This is a genomic window from Deltaproteobacteria bacterium (genome assembly GCA_021737785.1).
In the GTDB taxonomy this organism is placed as follows: Bacteria; Desulfobacterota; DSM-4660; order Desulfatiglandales; family Desulfatiglandaceae; genus AUK324.
The window spans coordinates 119,294-138,610 of sequence record JAIPDI010000001.1 but is presented as its reverse complement, the minus strand read 5'-3'; the positions used below and the strand labels follow the sequence as shown (position 1 = coordinate 138,610).

Here is a 19,317-nt window from a genome sequence, read left to right as displayed (position 1 = left end):
CGCTATTTCAGGCGGGTGATGGCTGAGGAGAGGATTCCCCATGCCTATCTGTTTACCGGGATTCCGGGAATCGGAAAGACGAGCACGGCCATAGCCTTGACCATGGCCCTGAACTGCCGGAGGCCGACAGCCATCGAGGCCTGCGGGATTTGCCCCCCATGCCGTCAGATGGCGGGGGGCAATTTCCCGGACTTTATTTCCATCACACCGGATGGAAAAAATATCAAGATCGAACAGATACGAGAACTCAACCGGAGGCTCAGTTACGCCCCGGTATCGGCAAAATACAGGGTCTGCGTTATTCAGCAGGCCGATGCCGTGACAAGCGAAGCGGCCAATAGTTTTCTGAAGACCCTGGAGGAACCTCCGCCCGGCAATATCCTGGTGCTCAATGCGGTCGAACCTTTGAATCTGCTGCCCACGATCGTATCCCGTTGCCAGAGGATCCCTTTTCAGCCGCTTCCTGTTGAGGCGATGATTGACTGGCTTGTCACGGAAAAGAAGCTGGATCGGCAGAAGGCAACCATCGCGGCCAAGGCATCGGGCGGAAGCCTGGGAAGCGCCCTTCGGATAAGTAACCATCAGTTTTTTGAGAAAAGGGAGGCGTGGATCTCCCGTCTTCTGAAACTGCCCTGCCTGTCCAAAGGAGACGCCCTGGAAATGGCCATGGAATCGGCCACCAGAGAAAAGGGGAGGGGATCGGACAAGGGGGAGGCCGGCGAACCGGGGCTGCTGGAAATGCTGGCCCTGTGGGGGAGCTGGTACAGGGATCTTTTGATCATCAAAATCGGGGGTTCGGAGCATCTGCTCACAAATGTGGACTTTCGGGAACACTTGAAAGATGCTGCCCGATACGTTACCATAGAAAACCTGACGGCCAGCCTGATGACCGTGGATCAGGCGGTCCGGGATCTTCGCAGGATGGGAAATGCCCAGCTGGTGATGGGACACGCAATCCTGAGGCTTCTAAGCCTTTGCAGCAACGAAACATGATATGACCGCCCTGTCAAGTAATGACGTCAATTGGACCGGACAGGCAAGAAGGCGCGATCGATCTTTTAGAACTTTAAATTTTAGTCACTTCAGCTCGCTTTAGTCACTTGAATGAACTATGAATAAAATCGTCGGTGTACAGTTCAGACCCCATGGAAAGGTGTATGATTTCGAGTCGGGTCACTTTGTCCTCAACAAAGGGGACAGGGTGATGGTTGTCACCGAAGAAGGCCCTGCCATCGGCTGTGTCTGCACCATGCCTCAGACCCTGACCGGCGGGGACGCCGATCAAAACCTCAAAAAGATCTTTCGCCTGGCGACACGGGAGGAGATTGAACGGTACGAAAGCGATTGCAGCCTGGAGAAGGAAGTATATGAATACTGCCACCTGAAGGTGAAGGAACGATCCCTCCCCATGCGTCTTGTCTCGGTGGAAAGACGCTTTGACGGTGGTAAGATCGTGGTCTATTTCACCGCGGATGGAAGGGTCGATTTCAGACAATTGGTCAAGGATCTGGTGGGAAAATTCAGGACCCGGATCGAGATGAGACAGATCGGGGTCCGCCATCAGGCCAAGATGGTGGGTGGACTGGGGACCTGCGGCCGTCCCTTGTGCTGCACCTCTTTCCTCAGTACCTTTGATCCGGTAACCATAAAGATGGCCAAGAAACAGAACATCTCTCTCAATCCCAACAAGATATCAGGGATGTGCGGGAGACTTATGTGTTGCCTCACTTTTGAGCATGAGTACTACGAAAAGATCAAGAAGAACTTCCCCAAGATCGGGAAACGGATCATGACCAAAGAGGGGGAAGGAAAGGTCATCCGGCAAAACGTCATGAAGGAGACGGTGACCGTGACCCTGGACTCGGGCACGGAACTCGAGATCCCGGTCAAGGAGCTTGGGACCGGTTCAGGCGCGCCGAAAGAGGGGCTGTTCAAGCGAAAAAAATCAAAAAAGGAGTAACCAACAAACCCGTGTCCGAACGATTTTATGTCACCACCCCCATCTATTATGTGAATGCAGAACCCCATATCGGCCATGCCTACTCCACCATTGTGGCAGATGTCTTGAATCGTTTCCACATGGTGTCGGGCATGGATACGTTTTTCCTGACGGGCACGGATGAACATGGGGATAAGATCGTTTCGGCCGCTGAACAATCGGGCCAGTCTCCAAAGGCGTATGTGGACCGGATCAGCCGGATGTTCAGGGACCTCTGGCCCAGGTTGAACATCTCATACAACCGGTTCATCCGGACCACGGACTCGGATCACCAGGAAACCGTAAGGCTGATCCTGAATCGCGTCAAGGAAAAGGGCGACATCTATTTCAGCGAGTACGAGGGCCTCTACTGCTTTGGCTGTGAACGGTTCTACACGGAAAAGGAACTGGTGGACGGGAAGTGTCCTGATCATCAGACCGAGCCCGAGGTGATCAAGGAGGCCAATTACTTTTTCCGGATGAGCCGGTATCAGCAATGGCTCATCGATCACATCCGGTCGAATCCGGATTTCATCCGGCCCGAGCGATACAAAAACGAGGTCCTCTCTTTCTTGTCCGAGCCCCTTGAGGACCTCTGCATCTCGCGGCCCAAGTCGCGCCTGACATGGGGGATTACCCTTCCCTTTGATGAAAATTTTGTGACTTACGTATGGTTTGACGCGCTCATCAACTATGTTTCGGCGCTGGGGTATCCCTCAGGCAGCCGGTTTAAGACATACTGGCCGTGGGCCCAGCACGTTATTGCCAAGGACATCCTGAAACCCCACGGCATCTACTGGCCCTGCATGCTCAAGTCCGCCGGCATCGAACCTTACCGGCACCTCAATGTGCACGGGTATTGGAATATCAGCCGGGACAAGATGTCCAAGAGCCTGGGAAACGTGGTTCGACCCCTCGAACTGGTGGATATCTACGGTCTGGATGCGTTCCGGTATTTTCTCCTGAGGGAGATGGTTTTCGGACTCGATTCCGAGTTCAGTGAAGAGGCGTTGGTGTCCAGGCTGAATGCGGATCTGGCCAATGACCTGGGCAACCTTGTGAGCCGAAGTCTCACCATGGTCCAGAAATATTTCAAGGGAAACCTGCCGGATTCGGGGAAGTCCCATGCACCGGATGAGGCCCTGAAACAAAGCGCTCTCGAACTGGTGGATACTTACGAAGACCTGATGAAGGACCTGGGCCTGCACAAGGCCCTCATGGCCGTATGGGAGGTGATTGCCAGGGTCAATAAGTACATCGACGAGATGGCGCCCTGGGTTCTGGCAAAGTCCGATAAGGAGCGCCTTTCCACCGTGATCTGCCACATCTTTGAGACCCTGAGGATAGTCGCCGGTCTCCTGTGGCCCTTTATCCCCGAATCCGCTGAAAAAATCCAGAGCCAGCTGGGACTTCCCAAGCAGGGGAAGGAGGTCACCCTTCAAGACCTCAGAACGTGGGGGGCTGAAAGACCTGCCCGGACAATGACAAAGGCGTCTTCCCTCTTCCCCCGTATAGAGAAGCAGAAGGAGGAACCCTCGGCAACGCCGATAACGCGTGAGAAAAAATCCTCTCCGTCCAAGGACCGAGACGGGGGATCGTCCGGAGAGCCGTCCCTGATTTCTTATGAGGACTTCCAGAAGATGGATCTGAGGATCGGCGTCATACGGGCGGCCGAGGCGATTCCGGAATCCAAAAAACTCATACAGCTGACCGTCGATATCGGCGAAGAACGAACCGTGGTGGCGGGTCTCAAGGGCCACTATACCGAAGAGGCCCTGATCGGGAAAGAGGTCCTGCTGGTGGCCAACCTGAAGCCGGCGACCTTGATGGGCGTGGAGTCCCGCGGCATGGTCCTGGCCGCCACGGACAGGTCCGGTCTCCACCTCCTGGTCCCGGACACCGAGACGGTTGCGGGAAGCCGGGTCAAATAGGGGAATTCACTGAAGTGAGCTGAAGCAATACAACTACCTCCAAAAAACGACTCACACCCCAGTACCATTTTCCGAAGCTACGGGGTAAACAAAGACACAGGGACACAAAGAGACAAAAAAAGAAACCCACCACTCAGCAGCGAATACCCAATCTGAAGATGGGTGCAAGGCTCAAGGCGTTGGGCGCAGGATACATAAATTTCGCCGCCATCCTGTCAGTTCAGCATTCCGGCATGCCTCAATTCCTTAATCCGTCAATCCTTTTTTCTAATTTCCACCCGGACGTCGTTATCCGCGGGGATCTCTGCGATAACCTCGCCGTGATTGTGGGAGATTACTTTTTTGACCTTTTCCAGCTTTTCGCTCTCGATAATAAACTCGAAGGTTTTATCCGGGGGGAGTATCCTGAGACATAGGCCTATGTCCAGATAGGCCTTTCAGCAGTCTCCCCTGTAGTCCATGATGTCAAATGGCATAATGGCGGTTATTCTCTTTCCGTCCGAGTGGTCGTTAACAGGAAGTCGATCAAGGCCTGACACAGGGGGGATACGATCCTCCGCCTGTCCCTGATCATAAAAAAATTCCGGTACATGGGAAGCCCCTGGATTCTGAGGGCCTTGAGGATGCCGGTCTCGAGTTCGGTATCCACGGCCCTTGATGAGAGCACCGAAATCCCGAGCCCCCCCTTTATCCCTTCCTTTATCGCGGTCGATGTTCCAAAGCATGCAACCGGTTTGAGGGCGCTCAGGCCGGCTGATCCGGCGGACTGGAGATAGCCGTCAAGAATCTTGAAGGTGCCTGATCCGGGTTCCCTGAAGATAAAAGGCTCCTCATTCAGGGCATTCACAGGGACCTCCTTTTTTTGGGCCCAGCGGTGTCCGGCAGGGACTGCCAGAACCAGTTCGTCTCTCCAGAGTTCATGCTGAATAAGGCTCTTGTGGGACCCTTTGGAACCCACCACGCCCAACTCAAGGCCCCCGGCCAGGACCCGGCTTTCGATACCGACGGAATCTCCCACCGTCAAGGTTACCCACAAAGAAGCGTAATCCCGGCAGAACCGGCCGATCACCCTGGGCAGGATGTACTCGCCGGGGATGGTGCTCCCGCCAAGACGTATTTCGCCCCGTCTGATGCCCAGAAAATCGGCCATCTCCAGGGCCGCTGTCCGCTTCATATCCAGAAGGAGGACCGCGTGTTTGTAGAGGAGTTCACCGGCCCTGGTGGGGACCACCTCCCGGCCCAGACGATCCAGGAGCCGGGTCCCGACCATGTTTTCAAGGGTGCTGATCCGTTCGCTCACCGAGGCCTGAACCAGAAACACGGCGTCCGCAGCCTTTGAAAAGCTCTTCAGGTCCACCACCTTCCGGAATATTTCCAGCTGGCGCAGATCAAAATCCATGGATGATGTTTGATGGGACATGGCTTTGGCGGGTTACTGGTTGATGGTTACTTTCACCTTTGAGCTTTCAGCTTCCCCCTCCTCGCTCCCCGCTCTCCTTAGGCACTTCCTCTCCAGGGACCTATAGGTACGCAAACCAGTAGGCCTCGATGGCCTTGAAATTTTCCCGGACGGCCTCCTTGCCCGACACGATATCGCCGTGGCCTGTCAGCAGGTACTCCACATCAAGCCGGGAGATCTTTTGGATGCTCTCCTTGAGAGCCTCGCCGTTACCGCCCGGGAGATCGGTCCTCCCGATTCCGTTGTTAAATACCACATCGCCTGTAAAAAGGACCTTTCGTTCAGGCCAATAGAGGCATATGGAACCCGGAGAATGTCCTGGTGTATGGATGACCTCAAAAACCAGATCCCCCACCTTCAGGTCCCCTTCCTGGAGCAGAATCTGCGGTTCGAAATCGGGGATCCCAAGGGCCGCGCCATAGTGGGGGGCGACGGTCTGGATGAATTCCATTTCCCGGGATGAGACAGCCACCACCGCATCTGTATCTTGAAATATCCTGACTCCCTCCATATGATCGGGATGGCCGTGGGTGATAATGACCATATCCATGTCTTCAGGGGAGAGGGAAAGCCTGTCAAGCTCATCCCGCACGTGATCGAACAGATGATAATGGCCCGGGTCTATCAGTATCCTCTTTCCATTATCGATGAAATAAGCGTTGCAGTTGTTGGCCGTCATGCTGTTCCACGAAAAGACGTGCAGATTATCCAATAGCTCCATAACTCCTCCGTTTTGTCGAAAATAAAACCCCCCGGAAAGATTCATTCGAATTTCCCTTGGAAATCAAGATAGAAGGGTGGGTCTGTGATGTCAAGGGATTCGGGTCTCTCATCATATGTTATTTGAACGCGTCACCGGGGAAGGCCTCGATCCGGAGTCTCTCGCCGTGGAAGGCAGGCTTCTCCATACCCATCTTGAAGCGGCCGCCGGCTTCTAAGAAAATAAATCCTTGACAGGCGCTCGTCAAACGACTATATTCCTAAAATAGAATATATCGTCTGGCACCCGAACTGCAAGTGAATGCCAAAGGGCGAAAGTGAGAGTTCATGAGGTCTCTGTGAGAGAGGCTCTCAGCCTCGACCTTTGTGGCAGCGGACGCTTTTACAAGTTGGTTTTATTACCAGACATGTGGCCATCAGCTATTACATTTACCGAGGATATGGTATGAAATCATTTGTCAAGGTGATGAAGGCGCTTTCCGATCCCAACCGGGTCAAGATCATCAAGATGCTGCAGCACAAATCCATGTGTGTCTGCGAGGTGCAGGCCGCCCTGGGGGTTGCCCAGCCTACCGTGTCAAAACACCTGAAATTGCTGGAGGACGCCGGGCTGGTTGATTACAGGAAGGACGGTCTTTGGGTGAATTATCACCTGACAGACGGGGGCCGCAGCCCTTATGCAGCGGCGCTTTTGGGAAACCTCCGTCACTGGCTGGAGAAGGATGAGCAGGTGGCGCCCCTTTTGGAAAAACTGCCGTCCATTTGTCGCGAGGAGATCTGCAGAAGATAGCTTCGGTGTGGTTTTAATATAGCTGAATAAGAATGCGGCTATAGGTGTCTTGCCGGAAAACAACGGGTTCCGGCTAAGGAAGGGAGAATCGGAACATTGAAAGAGAGAACAAAACTCATTTACATCATCCTGATTTTTGCGGCCGCCTATTATATCCCCTGGGCGAATGAGACGGTGCGGCGATCGGGCCTCGAGGCCTTCATGATGCTCCAGGAGTATGCCCGCGAGCATGTCCTGACCTGCCTCATTCCCGCCTTTTTTATTGCCGGCGCCATTGCCGTGTTTGTGTCCCAGGCATCGGTCCTGAAGTATTTCGGGGCCACGGCCGGGAAAATCCTTTCTTATTCGGTTGCTTCCGTATCCGGGACGGTCCTCGCGGTCTGTTCGTGCACGGTGCTGCCCCTGTTTGCGGGAATCTATACGCGGGGAGCGGGCATCGGCCCGGCAACGGCCTTCCTCTATTCCGGCCCTGCCATCAACGTGCTGGCCATCGTGCTCACGGCCAGGATTTTAGGGTGGGAACTGGGTCTGGCCAGGGCCATCGGAGCAGTCCTGTTTGCCGTCATCACCGGCCTTCTCATGGCCTTCATCTTCAGAAAGGACGATGCGGCGCGGGCAGCCGGGCAGATCTACCTCCCGGAGGAAGAGGGGAAAGGCCGCACCCTGGCCCAGGATGCGCTGTTCATGCTGACCTTGGTGCTGATCCTTATTTTTGCCGCCTTTGCAAGACCTGCCCCGGGGTCCACCGGGTTCTGGCCGGCTGTTTTTGCCGCCAAATGGATTATCACGGCCGGGCTTCTCATTATTCTCGGCTTTATGCTGAAGCGCTGGTTTGTAAAAGAAGAGAGAACCACCTGGGTCCAGTCCACCTGGGGATTCATGAAACAGATCTTTCCCCTTCTGGGCGCCGGGGTCCTGGTGGCGGGCTTTATGCTGGGCAGACCCGGGCATCCGGCTCTGATCCCGGAGCACTATGTGGCATCCCTGGTGGGGGGCAATTCCCTGTGGGCCAATCTGTTTGCGTCGGTATCCGGGGCCTTGATGTATTTCGCCACACTGACGGAGGTGCCCATTCTCCAGGGTCTCATCGGATCCGGCATGGGCAAGGGGCCGGCCCTCAGTCTCCTTCTTGCGGGACCGGCCCTCTCCCTTCCCAACATGCTGGTAATCGGCGGGGTCATGGGGGTCAAGAAGACAGCTGTCTTTTGCGTGATTATTGTTATTTTAAGTACCATCGCGGGCATGACTTACGGCTGGATCTCTGGGTAAGATTCACCGCGAAGGCGCGAAGAACGCGAAGGGGAGTTTTTTGTTGGTTGATTTTGATCCTTGAAGAGAGAGCAAGGATCAAAATACTCAAGCGCTGGCGCGCGATTAGATTTCAGAGGATTGAACATGATAAAACCTTACCGTACTTTGCCACTTTGCGGTGAATGAAAGAGAGGACGTGTATGTCACAGGATGATGTGACGCAGATCAGGGTAGGGAGCTCGGGCGTGGGCATCATAGGGCTCAAAGCGGTCATGGAAGAGATGGCCGAGACGCATGCTGACAGGCCGGACCCGGAAGCCGAAGCAGAACTCCTCCAACGCCTGGCAAAACGGAATTATTTTCCTGATAAGGTCAGGGGGCAGTACGGTAAGGCCTTTCTCAGAGAATTTAAAAAATATGTGGGGAAGCCCTTTGAACAAGAGGAGACGCCGGAGGGGATTCAGATCAAGGTCTTGGGGCCGGGGTGCGTGCAGTGCGATCGCCTTGAGCAGGACCTCATGCAGGTCATGTCTGAAACCGGGGTCATGGCCGACATCGAGCACGTTCGGGATATCAAGGAGATCGGTCGTTACGGGGTCATGGGAACGCCGGCCCTGCTCATCAACGGCCGGGTCAAGTCAGTGGGCAAGGTGCCGCTGAAATCAAAAATGGTTGAATGGATCATGGAGGCGCAGGGCGTAAGGCATAAGGAATAAGGCGCAAGGCGTAAGGCCCAAGGCGCAAGGCCACGGGGAAACGGAAAGGAGAAGGATTATGGAAATCAAGGTATTGGGGCCTGGGTGTCCCAAATGCGAGCAGACGGAAAAACGCGTTAAAGAGGCAATACATGAGGCAGGGGTCGATGTCACGGTGAGCAAGGTCAAAGACGTCATGGACATTGCCAAACACGGCGTCTTCATGACGCCGGCGGTGGTGGTGGACGGGGAGGTTAAGTGTGTGGGCAAGGTCCCTTCCAAAGAAGAGATCAAGGCATGGATAACCAGCTAGACAACCTGTCCCCGGCACAACGGAGGGTGCATTCCATGAAACCAGAAGACAACGAGATACATGGGCTGGTCAAAGAAAAATATGCCGCCATCGCAGAAGGGAAGCGCGGCATGGGCGCCTCGTCGTGTTGCGGCGGTCCCACGCTCATCACAGACATCCAGGCCATGGGAAGGATCCTTGACTATCAGGATGAGGATCTCCTGCTGGCGCCCGGAGAGGCAAACCTGGGACTGGGTTGCGGCAATCCCATCGGCAAAGCGGATCTGAAGCCGGGCGAGATCGTGCTGGACCTCGGCAGCGGTGCGGGATTCGATGCCTTTCTGGCGGCCAGGCAGGTGGGTGCGGCAGGGAAAGTGATCGGTATGGATATGACCGGGGAAATGGTTGAGAAAGCCAGGGCCAACGCCGAAAGTCTGAATATCCACAATGTAGACTTCCGCATGGGAAAGATCGAGGCCCTGCCTGTTGAGGACAATTCCGTGGATGTGGTCATTTCCAATTGCGTCGTCAACCTTTCCCCGGACAAGACCGCGGTTTTCGGCGAAATTCATCGGGTTTTGAAGCCGGGGGGCCGGATCGTTATTTCCGATATCCTCCGCTCCGGAGAAATCCCAAAGGCGCTTCAAGACAACCCCCTCGCCTATACCGGGTGAGTGGCCGGGGCCATTTCACCCGGGGAGGTGGAAGGGATTCTGTCGGACCTGGGGTTTCAGGCAATCGCCATCCGGCAAAAGGAGCAGAGCGAGGAGATCATTCGAGGCTGGAACGTCGCGGACAATGCGGAAAAGGTGGTTTTTTCCGCCTATATTCTGGCGGTCAAGCCATCTTAACGGTAAGAAAGGAAACTGGATGAAAATACGGAAAAAAAGCGTGTGGATGCCGGCTATGGTGTTGACGGCGGTTTTCCCCCTCATGGTAGGCCTGGGAGGATTGGCGGGGGCCGATGAACCGGTTCCCGTAACCGTGGAAGAGGCCTATCCGGGCCTGGCAACAGGGATCTTAAAATCGGCCAGGCTGACGGACATGGAAAAGGATGTACTTCTTCAAGCCTACCAGGTTGAAATCCGGGAGGATTTTGCCGGGAAAATACTTGGAGAAGCGCCTCCTGAGATGCGAAAGGAATTGGAGAAGAATCTCTTCTTTTTGCTGGAACAGAAGGCCATGGAAATGCTCATCAAACAGGATGCAGTGTCCATGGGCATTTCTGCTGATCAGCCCAAAGAGGAGATGTTGAAGGCGTACGTGGAGCGTCTCACGGACGGCATTACGGTAAACGAGGCGGAAATGAAGGCATTTTATGAGACCAACAAAGCGATGGTCGGCGGCATGCCCTTTGATCAGGTCAAGGAGAGCATCGAACCCTTTCTGCTCGAGCAGAAAAAGGTGGCGGCCCTCGATGCCCGCATTGAGGGCCTGGGCAAGAGGACGGATATCCGCGTCAACCGGGATTGGGTGAAGAAACAGGCGGAATCGGCCAGGGACAACCCGGTGGACAAGGCACGCATGTCCGGAAAACCTACCCTGGTCGAATTCGGGGCTGCGGGGTGCGTCCCATGTGATATGATGCAGCCCATACTCGACAAACTTAGAAAGAAATTTCACGACACGCTCAACGTGGTTTTTGTGCACGTGCGGGAGAACCAGCTCCTGGGTGCCCGGTTCGGAATCCGTTCGATTCCGGTTCAGGCATTTTTTGACAGGAACGGGAAAGAGGTCTTTCGACATGTGGGATTCTATGCAGAAGAAGAGGTCTTGAAGCAACTGGCGCGACTGGGGGTCAAGTAGATGGAGAAGCGAATCAAGACCGTTGTGCTGGGTATTGCGGCCCTTGCAGCCTTCATCGGCGTGCTGAGTCTTCAACTCTCCGGGTGTTCATCCGACGAATCCCCGGCATCCCATTCGCCGACGGCCGGCGATGTTCCGATCAAGGGGATGCCCACCATGGTGGATCTGGGCGCCGACGAATGCGTCCCCTGCAAGATGATGGTGCCGGTCCTGGCAAAGGTGGAGAAGAAATACCGGGGAAAGGCCGCCATCGTCTTTATCGATGTCTGGAAAGACAAAGCACCGGCCAAACGGTTCGGCATCCGGGCCATCCCCACTCAGATTTTTTTTGATAAAGAGGGGAAAGAGGTCCACCGCCATGAAGGATTCATGGGCGAGGCGGACATCGACCGAATCTTCAAGAAAATGGGCGTGAGCTAGCCGATGCAGAGAGGGGCGTGAATGCTCGAAAGCATCTTCCTGACCGTGAATGAATGGATTGCAGGCGGTGTCATGATCGCCGCCCTGGGCTGTTTTTTGTGGGGCATGATCAGCGTGGTCTTCAGCCCCTGCCACCTGGCCTCCATCCCGCTTATGGTGGCGTACGTGGGCGGGCAGCAGACGCTTCTGAAGCCGAGGGAGGCCGGGTTCTATTCTGTGGCCTTTACATCGGGCCTTTTTATTACCATCGCCCTCATCGGTATTATCTGCGCCCTCCTGGGCCGCATGCTGGGCGACGTGGGGGACTACTGGCAGATCCTGATCGGGCTGATCCTGATCTGGGTGGCCCTCGGCATGCTGGGCGTTGAAAAGTGCTCCATGTCCGGAAGTCTTCTTTATCGCCTGAACTTGAAAGGTCTCTTGGGCGCATTCGTCCTCGGACTGGCCTATGGGGTCCTTTCGGGATCCTGCACCTTCGGATTCATCGCCCCCATCCTGGCCATCATCACGGTTCAAAAGCAGATTGCCACGGGCATCCTGTTCATCCTCCTGTTCGCCATCGGCCACTGTCTGCCCATTGTCGTGGCGGGTAGTTCAACGGCCGCGGTGAAAAGGGTCATGGAGAACAGCGCCTGGCAGGGGGCCGGAAACTGGTTCCGAAAGGGGGCGGGCGCGGTGATTGCATTGCTGGGCGCCTATTTTGTCATCAATCCGTTCTTCTCCTCCTTATAGAGGGGGATAGAGGTCATGTTGTTGGAAGGGTATACCAAAGAGATTTCTCGGTCCGAGTGCAATCCCAGTTTTAAGCCTCTCCACTGCATCGCGCACCTGGACCAGGATATCGCCGAGGCGCTTCCTTGTCAGAACGCCGAGCTGGGGCGCTTTGAATATTTCAGGGACCCGCCGGCGGGCGACGTGTATCCCATCCATCAGAAAACCGTGGTACTTCAGTCAGGCAAAAAAGATACTCCATGAAAACCAAACCAATTTCCAAGAAGATATGGAAGACCGTCCGGCAATCCCTCATCATTATTTTTCTGGCCGCTGCGGTGGGCCTTTTGACGAATCAAGGCCGATCGGATAGACTTCCTCTGGTGGCCGGCGGGTCGCCGGAGGCCCGGTTAACTACGGATACGGGCGACAGCATGATCGTATCTCTGGACGAGGCCAGGCGGCTTTGCCTGGATGACGAGGCGGTATTCCTGGATGCGCGATCACCGGAGGCGTATGCCCGCGGACATATCCGGTGCGCGCAAAACATACCCTGGCAGTCCTTTGACGCATGGCTGGACCGCGTCTGGGGTGTTATCCCCGAGGATGCCCGGATCGTAACCTATTGCGATGGGGAGGAGTGTTCCCTGAGCGCAGATCTGGCCAGAGAGCTCATTTCCCTGGGCTATCAAGACGTGAGGGTCCTTGTGAACGGCTGGACGAGATGGAAGGAAGCCGGATTTCCCACCGATGGGGTCCGGCATGCACTTTCCGATAAAGAAAGAACCTCCTGATGAAAAAGAAACCAGGTCCCCAAGAGGACATGAAATTCGAAGAGATTTCAAGAGAGGACCATGGCCGCCCCCCTGGCGAGACCTCCAATCATGTGGCAGTAGAAGCGGATGACACGAGCGGCTCCCGGTTGCTGATTACGCTCCTCCTGAACTTTATTATCCCCGTTGTCCAGATTATCGGGGGCGTGGTTGCCAACAGCATGGCCCTTATCTCCGATGCCGCTCACAACTTCAGCGATTTCGTGGCCATCCTCATCGCATATTTTGCACATCTCATAGGAAAGAAAGGGGCATCGCCCCGAAATACCTTTGGTTACAAGCGTGCGGAGGTCCTGGCCGCATTGATAAACGTAGCCATCCTCCTGGGTGCGTCGGCCTTCATCGTCTACGGGGCAGTGGAACGGTTTTATCGCCCGCAGCCCGTACTTGGGAATGTGGTCATTCTCCTGGCCGGCGTGGGCATTGCGGGAAACGGCCTTTCCGCCTGGCTTCTCCATCGGGATTCAAAGCACAGCCTCAACGTCCGGGGGGCCTTCCTCCACATGATGGGCGACCTCCTGACCTCCGTCATGGTGCTGATCAGCGGGGCGATATTTCTGGTCAGGCCCTGGTACTGGCTGGACCCCCTCCTCTCGATCTTCATTGTTCTGTTTATTCTCAAGAATTGCTGGTCCATCGTCAAAGGGGCAAGCAATATCCTGATGAACGCCACGCCGGAAGACCTCCATCTTTCCGAGGTCAAGGCGCGGCTGGAAAAGATTCCGGGTGTCCTGGGGGTCCATTACCTGCATGCCTGGCGGATCTCATCCAACAGCACTGCGTTTTCATGCCATGTGCTGGTCAGTGATCAACCCGTAAGTGAGACCCGGGGGCTGTTTGAGGCTATCCGTCATGAACTCTCTCATGAATTCGGAATCGACCATCCCGTACTTCAGTTCGAGACCACGGAATGTGGAAATGGCGGGATCCTTTGTGAAAATTCTTGCGGAGTCGCTGGAAATGGATGAAGATAAACCACATTTTTTCAAGGCCCAGTGCAAACGGGACGGCCTTCTTGTTCTGGTTGCCCGTCTGATCCTGGGGGCCGTTTTCATTTACGCAAGCATGGACAAGATCGCCCATCCCGAGGCCTTTGCAGAGGTCGTCCATAATTACCAGATCCTTCCGGACGCCCTGGTCAATCTCACGGCGATCGTTCTTCCCTGGCTGGAGCTTGTCACAGGTGCTTTCCTGGTGATCGGTCTGTTCCGGGAAGGAACCGTATCCATAGTGACGCTGCTCCTGACCATTTTTTTTGGCGCGGTGATCTTCAATTTGGCACGGGGCCTGGATATTCACTGCGGGTGCTTTCACACAAGCACCCAACTCACGGACAGCACGTCGATGTCATGGTATGTTTTCAGGGACAGCCTTTTCCTCCTGACGGCACTCTACCTGTTTTTTCGCACCTTTCGGGGAAGGAGACAGAAGGCGGGGATGTGAGCATTTCCTCACGGGTCGGGCCGATATGAATGCTTTTCAAGTGATGTATCGCTGTCCCTTGCATACGCACTGTCGGGCCAGGCGCCATTATCATGCCAAGCAAAAGGAGTCGTTCGGATGCCACAAAATGAAGGTCTTGTAACCACCCTCAAAGGAGATGGCAAAGCGGAAGTGGTTATTCAGCCGGTCAGCTCCGGTATCCCGGGAGCATCTCGCCGGGTGAATCGTCACGTGTGCCACTGCGCCACCAACGGCTCCACCATCACATTTGAGGCCCTGAACAGGGTGGGCGCCGATATCGGCGATGTTGTTTCTGTCAGTCGGGATACTTCCGGGCTGGTAAAGAATGCGGCGGTGCTATTGGGCATTCCCGGAATATGCCTGATGATAGGCATCACCCTTGCAACCATCCTGTACCATGTCTTTGTATTTCCGATGATCGGCGGCGTGGGGGTTGCCGCCCTCTGCCTCCTGATCGGGATTTTCCTGGGTGTTCTATTGTTCAGGCGGATGGCGACCGATAACCTGCCCGTTATCGACCGCATTGTCAGGACACGCGTTGAAGCGGCTTCAGGCCATGACGAAAACGCGTTCTGTATTGGACCGGACCAGAGGGCCTGCAATGGGTGTTCCGGCCCTTTCCCATAAAGCCGGATCGAGAGGCCTCAATTTTCACCCTATCGTTTGCGCCTGAAAGGAAAAGAGGCCCCTCAAATAAGGAGATGGAATATGACGCGGCATGAGAAGCACATACCGAAGAACCCTGAGGATATATTCCAAGACACCCACATCATTTTACAAAGCCAGGGGAACGGGTGAAAAGATGGATGAGACTTCCCTCAACCGGCAGTTGGCCGGCACCTGCTGAAATTCCCTGATGATTCACAGGTCGGCGTTGTGGGTTTGGGCCGTATCATGGCTGAACTCTACGCCGAAGACAGAAAGCCGGTTGATGAGACCGCCCAAGAGATCATCCATCGGCTGGAAGAAGAAAAGAATTTTATCCCTTCGTCCGAACGTGTCCGCAGACAGTATGCGTATGCCCTGCTGAAGGAATACAGGAAGTACCTAACGGAGCGATCCGGCAGCGGCCGGTAGCAGACCCTGTTCTCTGAGAGGGGAGGGCAATCTTCTGATTCGAGGACTCGAAACTCTCATCGAATACAGGTTCATCACCTGTAAAGAGCCCCTCATGGTGGTAAAACACCTCACCGGGGAACTGCCGGGGGGGGTATTCAAGGAGGAGGAAAGGAAATGCCCAACGACCGGACCGTCACCAAACAACTTTCATTCCTTGATCGATTTTTGACCTTGTGGATCTTTCTGGCCATGTTCATCGGGGTCGGCTGGGGATATGGTTTCCCCGGAGTCGTCGATTTCTGGCACCAATTCCAGGTGGGCACCACCAACATCCCCATCGCCATCGGACTCATCCTCATGATGTACCCGCCGCTGGCCAAGGTCAAGTACGAGCAATTGGGGGAAGTGTTCCGCAATTACAGGATCCTCGGCCTTTCCCTGGTCCAGAACTGGGTGATCGGCCCCATTCTCATGTTTACCCTGGCCATCATCTTCCTGCGCAACTACCCCGAGTATATGGTAGGACTTATCATGATCGGTCTTGCCCGGTGCATTGCCATGGTGATCGTCTGGAATGATCTGGCCAAGGCGGATACGGAATATTGCGCAGGGCTTGTGGCCTTCAATTCCATCTTTCAGGTCCTCTTCTTCTCTGTTTACGCCTATATTTTCATCACGGTCCTCCCCCCGCTTTTCGGGCTCAAAGGGGGGGTCGTGGATATCACCATCGGGCAGATCGCAGAGAGCGTCTTCATCTATCTCGGCATCCCCTTCATTGCCGGCGTCATTTCCCGGATCATCGGTCTGAAGACAAAGGGAAAAGAGTGGTACGAAAAAATGTTCATCCCCAAGATCAGCCCCATTACCCTAATTGCGCTCTTGTTCACCATACTGGTGATGTTTTCCCTGAAGGGTGAGTATATTGTCAAGATCCCTCTGGATGTGGTACGAATCGCCATACCGCTTCTCATCTATTTCGTTCTCATGTTTGTGATTTCCTTTTACCTGAGCAGGAAGATGGGGGCTCACTACGGTCAATCCGCAACCCTTTCGTTTACGGCCGCCTCCAATAATTTTGAGCTTGCCATAGCGGTTGCCGTTGCGGTTTTCGGCATCAACTCAGGCCAGGCCTTTGCCGCGGTCATCGGACCCCTTGTGGAAGTGCCCGTGCTTATCAACCTGGTCCATCTCTCCCTGTGGATCCGGAAGAAGTATTTCCCGTACGCCGTGGAAACGCCCACAGGCGTCTGTTACGTGAAATGCGAGCCCTGATTGCCAGGCCTGAAACCTGATCCGACATGCTATGATTGTCTGCACACCTGTCTACTCTTCCCGGCCTTCCCTGTAGCCCCGCTCGAACTCGGACTTGGCCCTGCTGAAGCTTGTCTTGAGAATCTCCCAGGAGTTTTCAAGGCCTTCCTTAAGATCTTCCCAGGCCCCTTCACCTGCCTGTTGCAGTTCTGCAATCTTTCCTTCAAGTTCCGAGCGCTTTGCACGCAGGTCCTCCAACCGTCTATAATATTCAATTTTTGCGTCTGCCTCGGCCTGATCGGCCTTGGCCGCCAGCATGTCGATCTCGGCGTTCCATTCTTCCAGTTTGGCCTTCAGTTTTTGCACATAGGCGTCTCTTTCTCCAGTCATGATGGGGTACTCCTTTGGGTTTGGGGTTGATGGTTATCGGTTCGGCCGGCGCCGCAGCCGATGCGTTTCATTTCAGTTCCCTGATCTTGGTCAGGTCCGTCTCCTTGCCCAGGATAATGAGAATATCGTTCTCTTCTACGGTGAAATCGGCATTAGGGACTATGACAAACCGTTCCGGGTCCGATTCCTTGACAGCGATGATGTTGACCTCATAACGCTTGCGCAGGTCCAGGTCCTTGAGCGATTTGCCGATGAAGGACGTCGGCGGCTCGACATGGGCGATGGTATAATCCTCTCCCAAAGGCAAAAATTCCAAGATGTTCGGCGATGTCAGGCGCATGGCCAGACGATGCGCCATATCCACGCCGGGCCGGATAATTTCCGTGGCCCCTAATTGCATAAGGATCTCTCCGTGATCATCGTCCTCGGCCTTGGCAATGATGCGCTTGATCCCGAGGCGGCTCAGGTAAAAGCAGATCAGAATGCTGGGCTTGATATTGGCGCCCGTGCTCACAATAACGGCATCCATCTCCTCGAGTCCCAGGCCTTTGAGGCCCTCCATGTCGGTAACATCCTGAACCATGGCGCTGGTGCAAAAGGGTTCGATGGCCTGCACGCGATCCTTGTTCCGATCGATGGCGATCACCTCGTTCTTGTTCTCATAAAGGGCCTTGGCCACATGGTAGCCGAAGCTCCCCGTGCCGATCACGGCGAATCGTTTCATTTTTACGCTCCTGTCTGGATGATGAATACTGGATGTTGGATTCGGAGTACCCGGTCCGATAAACAGATCACCGACAACTCCCTACCCCCTGCTCCCTGCTCCACGCGCTCTGCTACCTCTCAGCCGATCATCATGTTTTCTTCGGCGTACTGAATCCCCTTGGTCGAACCGCCTCCGGCGATAATATAGGTAAAGGCCGGGACGCCTACGCGACCGATGATCATGAGCACGATGATCACCAGTTTTCCAGAAAAGGTGAGGGCCGGGGTAACGCCCATGGAAAGACCGACCGTACCGAATGCCGAGACCGTTTCGAAGAGAAAGCCTAAGAACTGACGATCTCCCTGGACGCGCGCACCATGATCCGGGTCGATGAACAGAATTAAAAAGACGGCGATGCAGATGGCCGCCACCGAAAACACCAGGACGGAAATACTTTTGGTGACCGTATCTTCGGGCACGGTTTTGCCGAACAGATTCACGCATTTGTAGCGCATCAGCCGGCTCCATGAAAAGGCGGTCAGCACGGCAAAAGTGGTGGTTTTGACGCCGCCCCCGCACGATCCCGGAGAAGCCCCCACCAGCATGAGAAACATCATGAACAGCAGGGTGGCCGTATTGAGCGATGCGATATCCAGCGTATTGAACCCGGCCGTACGACAGGTCACCGATTGAAAAACCGCCGTCAACAGGCCCTTGCCCCAGCCGAGGGAGGGAACCAATGTTCGTTCGGAAACCAGTATGACCAGGACACCCGCCACAGTCAAACCGACGGTTGTGAGCACCACGCTCTTGGTTTGGATCGATACCTTGCCCTTTTCCCGCAAGAGGCCGCGGCGATAGAGTTCATAGACCACCGGAAACCCGATGCCGCCCAGAACGATCAGTCCGCACACGGTCGCATTCAACATCACGGAGCCCCGGGCATCCATAAGGCTGTTGCTGAATTGAGAAAAACCGGCATTGCAGAAGGCGGAAACCGAGTGAAAAACGGCCTTGTAAAGGGCCTCGGAAAAAGGATACGCGGGTCGCCAATATAAAAAAAGAATGATCGCGCCAACAGTCTCGATCAAAAATGAAAAAAACAGCACTGAGCGGATCAGGTAATAAATGTCCTCCCGGGGCGTATGGGAGAAGACCTCCTGCATGGCCATGCGCTGTTGGAAAACGACCTTTTTGCCGATGATCCGGAACAGGGCCACTGAAATGGTCATGATCCCCAATCCGCCGATCTGGATCAGACAAAGGATTACCGCCTGACCAAAGGCCGTGAAATAGGCGCCGGTATCCACCACGATCAGCCCGGTGACGCACACGGCGGAGGTGGCCGTAAACAGGGCGTCGATAAGTCTGATATGGCCGTTCACCGTAGAGATCGGCAGCATCAGGACAGACGTTCCGAAGGCAATTGCCGCCAAATAGCTCATCAGCAGCAAGCTGGTTGGGTGGGCGTGGTGGAATCGGCTTTTGAGCCAGGACGGCATCTCGTTGCGATCTCCGTGAATACTAAAATTGGAAAGAAGTTATCACAGTCTGTGCAGAT

23 protein-coding genes are annotated in these 19,317 nt (G+C 54.9%); 18 read left to right on the top strand and 5 right to left on the bottom strand.

The features are described 5' to 3' along the window. Window positions 1-18 precede the first annotated feature (18 nt). From holB to metG, 3 genes are all read left to right on the top strand, one after another. Complete coding sequence (gene holB / locus K9N21_00690; GenBank protein MCF8142414.1) at window positions 19-993, top strand: DNA polymerase III subunit delta'; 975 nt, start codon at window positions 19-21, stop codon at window positions 991-993. 118 nt (window positions 994-1,111) lie between these two features. Further along, window positions 1,112-1,960 carry a stage 0 sporulation family protein gene (locus tag K9N21_00685; protein MCF8142413.1) on the top strand — a complete coding sequence of 283 codons (849 nt, stop codon included), beginning with the start codon at window positions 1,112-1,114 and terminating at the stop codon, window positions 1,958-1,960. A gap of 11 nt (window positions 1,961-1,971) precedes the next feature. Further along, on the top strand, window positions 1,972-3,909 hold the full coding sequence (gene metG / locus K9N21_00680) for a methionine--tRNA ligase (GenBank protein ID MCF8142412.1): 1,938 nt from the start codon (window positions 1,972-1,974) through the stop codon (window positions 3,907-3,909). Between the two features lie 484 nt (window positions 3,910-4,393). Here metG and K9N21_00675 read toward each other — a convergent pair whose 3' ends face one another. Together K9N21_00675 and K9N21_00670 are read right to left on the bottom strand one after the other, a co-directional pair. Next, window positions 4,394-5,308, bottom strand: coding sequence for a LysR family transcriptional regulator (locus K9N21_00675; protein MCF8142411.1), 915 nt, complete (start codon window positions 5,306-5,308; stop codon window positions 4,394-4,396). Window positions 5,309-5,429: 121 nt separating this feature from the next. Further along, window positions 5,430-6,089 carry an MBL fold metallo-hydrolase gene (locus tag K9N21_00670; GenBank protein MCF8142410.1) on the bottom strand — a complete coding sequence of 220 codons (660 nt, stop codon included), beginning with the start codon at window positions 6,087-6,089 and terminating at the stop codon, window positions 5,430-5,432. 444 nt (window positions 6,090-6,533) lie between these two features. Between K9N21_00670 and K9N21_00665 the strand changes: the two genes are divergently transcribed. From K9N21_00665 to arsB, 15 genes are all read left to right on the top strand, one after another. Next, window positions 6,534-6,878 carry a metalloregulator ArsR/SmtB family transcription factor gene (locus K9N21_00665; GenBank protein MCF8142409.1) on the top strand — a complete coding sequence of 115 codons (345 nt, stop codon included), beginning with the start codon at window positions 6,534-6,536 and terminating at the stop codon, window positions 6,876-6,878. A gap of 96 nt (window positions 6,879-6,974) precedes the next feature. Continuing rightward, on the top strand, window positions 6,975-8,147 hold the full coding sequence (locus K9N21_00660; GenBank protein MCF8142408.1) for a permease: 1,173 nt from the start codon (window positions 6,975-6,977) through the stop codon (window positions 8,145-8,147). A gap of 440 nt (window positions 8,148-8,587) precedes the next feature. Further along, a complete protein-coding gene (locus tag K9N21_00655) occupies window positions 8,588-8,845 on the top strand; it encodes a thioredoxin family protein (protein MCF8142407.1) in 258 nt (85 codons plus the stop codon). Window positions 8,846-8,903: 58 nt separating this feature from the next. Beyond that, window positions 8,904-9,137 (top strand): thioredoxin family protein, encoded by a 234-nt coding sequence (locus tag K9N21_00650; GenBank protein MCF8142406.1) that lies wholly within the window; start codon window positions 8,904-8,906, stop codon window positions 9,135-9,137. 35 nt (window positions 9,138-9,172) lie between these two features. Beyond that, window positions 9,173-9,967 carry an arsenite methyltransferase gene (gene arsM, locus K9N21_00645; protein ID MCF8142405.1) on the top strand — a complete coding sequence of 265 codons (795 nt, stop codon included), beginning with the start codon at window positions 9,173-9,175 and terminating at the stop codon, window positions 9,965-9,967. A gap of 19 nt (window positions 9,968-9,986) precedes the next feature. Then, window positions 9,987-10,922 carry a thioredoxin family protein gene (locus tag K9N21_00640; GenBank protein MCF8142404.1) on the top strand — a complete coding sequence of 312 codons (936 nt, stop codon included), beginning with the start codon at window positions 9,987-9,989 and terminating at the stop codon, window positions 10,920-10,922. Continuing rightward, the gene (locus K9N21_00635) at window positions 10,923-11,342 is read left to right on the top strand and encodes a thioredoxin family protein (protein MCF8142403.1); all 420 of its coding nucleotides are present in this window, start codon (window positions 10,923-10,925) and stop codon (window positions 11,340-11,342) included. It abuts the gene before it with no gap. A 21-nt stretch (window positions 11,343-11,363) separates the two neighbouring features. Continuing rightward, entirely contained in the window at window positions 11,364-12,074 is a 711-nt protein-coding gene (locus tag K9N21_00630) for a sulfite exporter TauE/SafE family protein (protein MCF8142402.1), read from the top strand. Between the two features lie 15 nt (window positions 12,075-12,089). Continuing rightward, on the top strand, window positions 12,090-12,317 hold the full coding sequence (locus K9N21_00625; GenBank protein ID MCF8142401.1) for a hypothetical protein: 228 nt from the start codon (window positions 12,090-12,092) through the stop codon (window positions 12,315-12,317). Then, the gene (locus K9N21_00620) at window positions 12,314-12,847 is read left to right on the top strand and encodes a rhodanese-like domain-containing protein (GenBank protein ID MCF8142400.1); all 534 of its coding nucleotides are present in this window, start codon (window positions 12,314-12,316) and stop codon (window positions 12,845-12,847) included. Before K9N21_00625 ends, K9N21_00620 begins: the two co-directional genes overlap by 4 nt. Then, window positions 12,847-13,854 (top strand): cation diffusion facilitator family transporter, encoded by a 1,008-nt coding sequence (locus tag K9N21_00615; protein MCF8142399.1) that lies wholly within the window; start codon window positions 12,847-12,849, stop codon window positions 13,852-13,854. Before K9N21_00620 ends, K9N21_00615 begins: the two co-directional genes overlap by 1 nt. Then, window positions 13,847-14,329, top strand: a complete 483-nt coding sequence (locus K9N21_00610) for a DoxX family membrane protein (protein MCF8142398.1) — start codon at window positions 13,847-13,849, stop codon at window positions 14,327-14,329. The genes K9N21_00615 and K9N21_00610 overlap by 8 nt, the downstream gene beginning before the upstream one ends. A gap of 117 nt (window positions 14,330-14,446) precedes the next feature. Further along, complete coding sequence (locus tag K9N21_00605) at window positions 14,447-14,977, top strand: SoxR reducing system RseC family protein (GenBank protein ID MCF8142397.1); 531 nt, start codon at window positions 14,447-14,449, stop codon at window positions 14,975-14,977. Window positions 14,978-15,244: 267 nt separating this feature from the next. After that, window positions 15,245-15,427: a hypothetical protein gene (locus tag K9N21_00600; GenBank protein ID MCF8142396.1), complete on the top strand. Its 183-nt coding sequence runs from the start codon at window positions 15,245-15,247 to the stop codon at window positions 15,425-15,427. 156 nt (window positions 15,428-15,583) lie between these two features. Further along, window positions 15,584-16,681: an ACR3 family arsenite efflux transporter gene (gene arsB / locus K9N21_00595; GenBank protein MCF8142395.1), complete on the top strand. Its 1,098-nt coding sequence runs from the start codon at window positions 15,584-15,586 to the stop codon at window positions 16,679-16,681. A gap of 51 nt (window positions 16,682-16,732) precedes the next feature. On the opposite strand, the gene K9N21_00590 is transcribed toward arsB, so the two are convergent. The 3 genes from K9N21_00590 to K9N21_00580 all read right to left on the bottom strand — a co-directional run bounded on the left by K9N21_00590 (window position 16,733) and on the right by K9N21_00580 (window position 19,258). Next, the gene (locus K9N21_00590) at window positions 16,733-17,050 is read right to left on the bottom strand and encodes a hypothetical protein (protein MCF8142394.1); all 318 of its coding nucleotides are present in this window, start codon (window positions 17,048-17,050) and stop codon (window positions 16,733-16,735) included. A 67-nt stretch (window positions 17,051-17,117) separates the two neighbouring features. Beyond that, window positions 17,118-17,774 (bottom strand): TrkA family potassium uptake protein, encoded by a 657-nt coding sequence (locus K9N21_00585; GenBank protein ID MCF8142393.1) that lies wholly within the window; start codon window positions 17,772-17,774, stop codon window positions 17,118-17,120. A gap of 119 nt (window positions 17,775-17,893) precedes the next feature. Further along, window positions 17,894-19,258, bottom strand: a complete 1,365-nt coding sequence (locus K9N21_00580; protein MCF8142392.1) for a TrkH family potassium uptake protein — start codon at window positions 19,256-19,258, stop codon at window positions 17,894-17,896. Window positions 19,259-19,317: the final 59 nt, after the last annotated feature.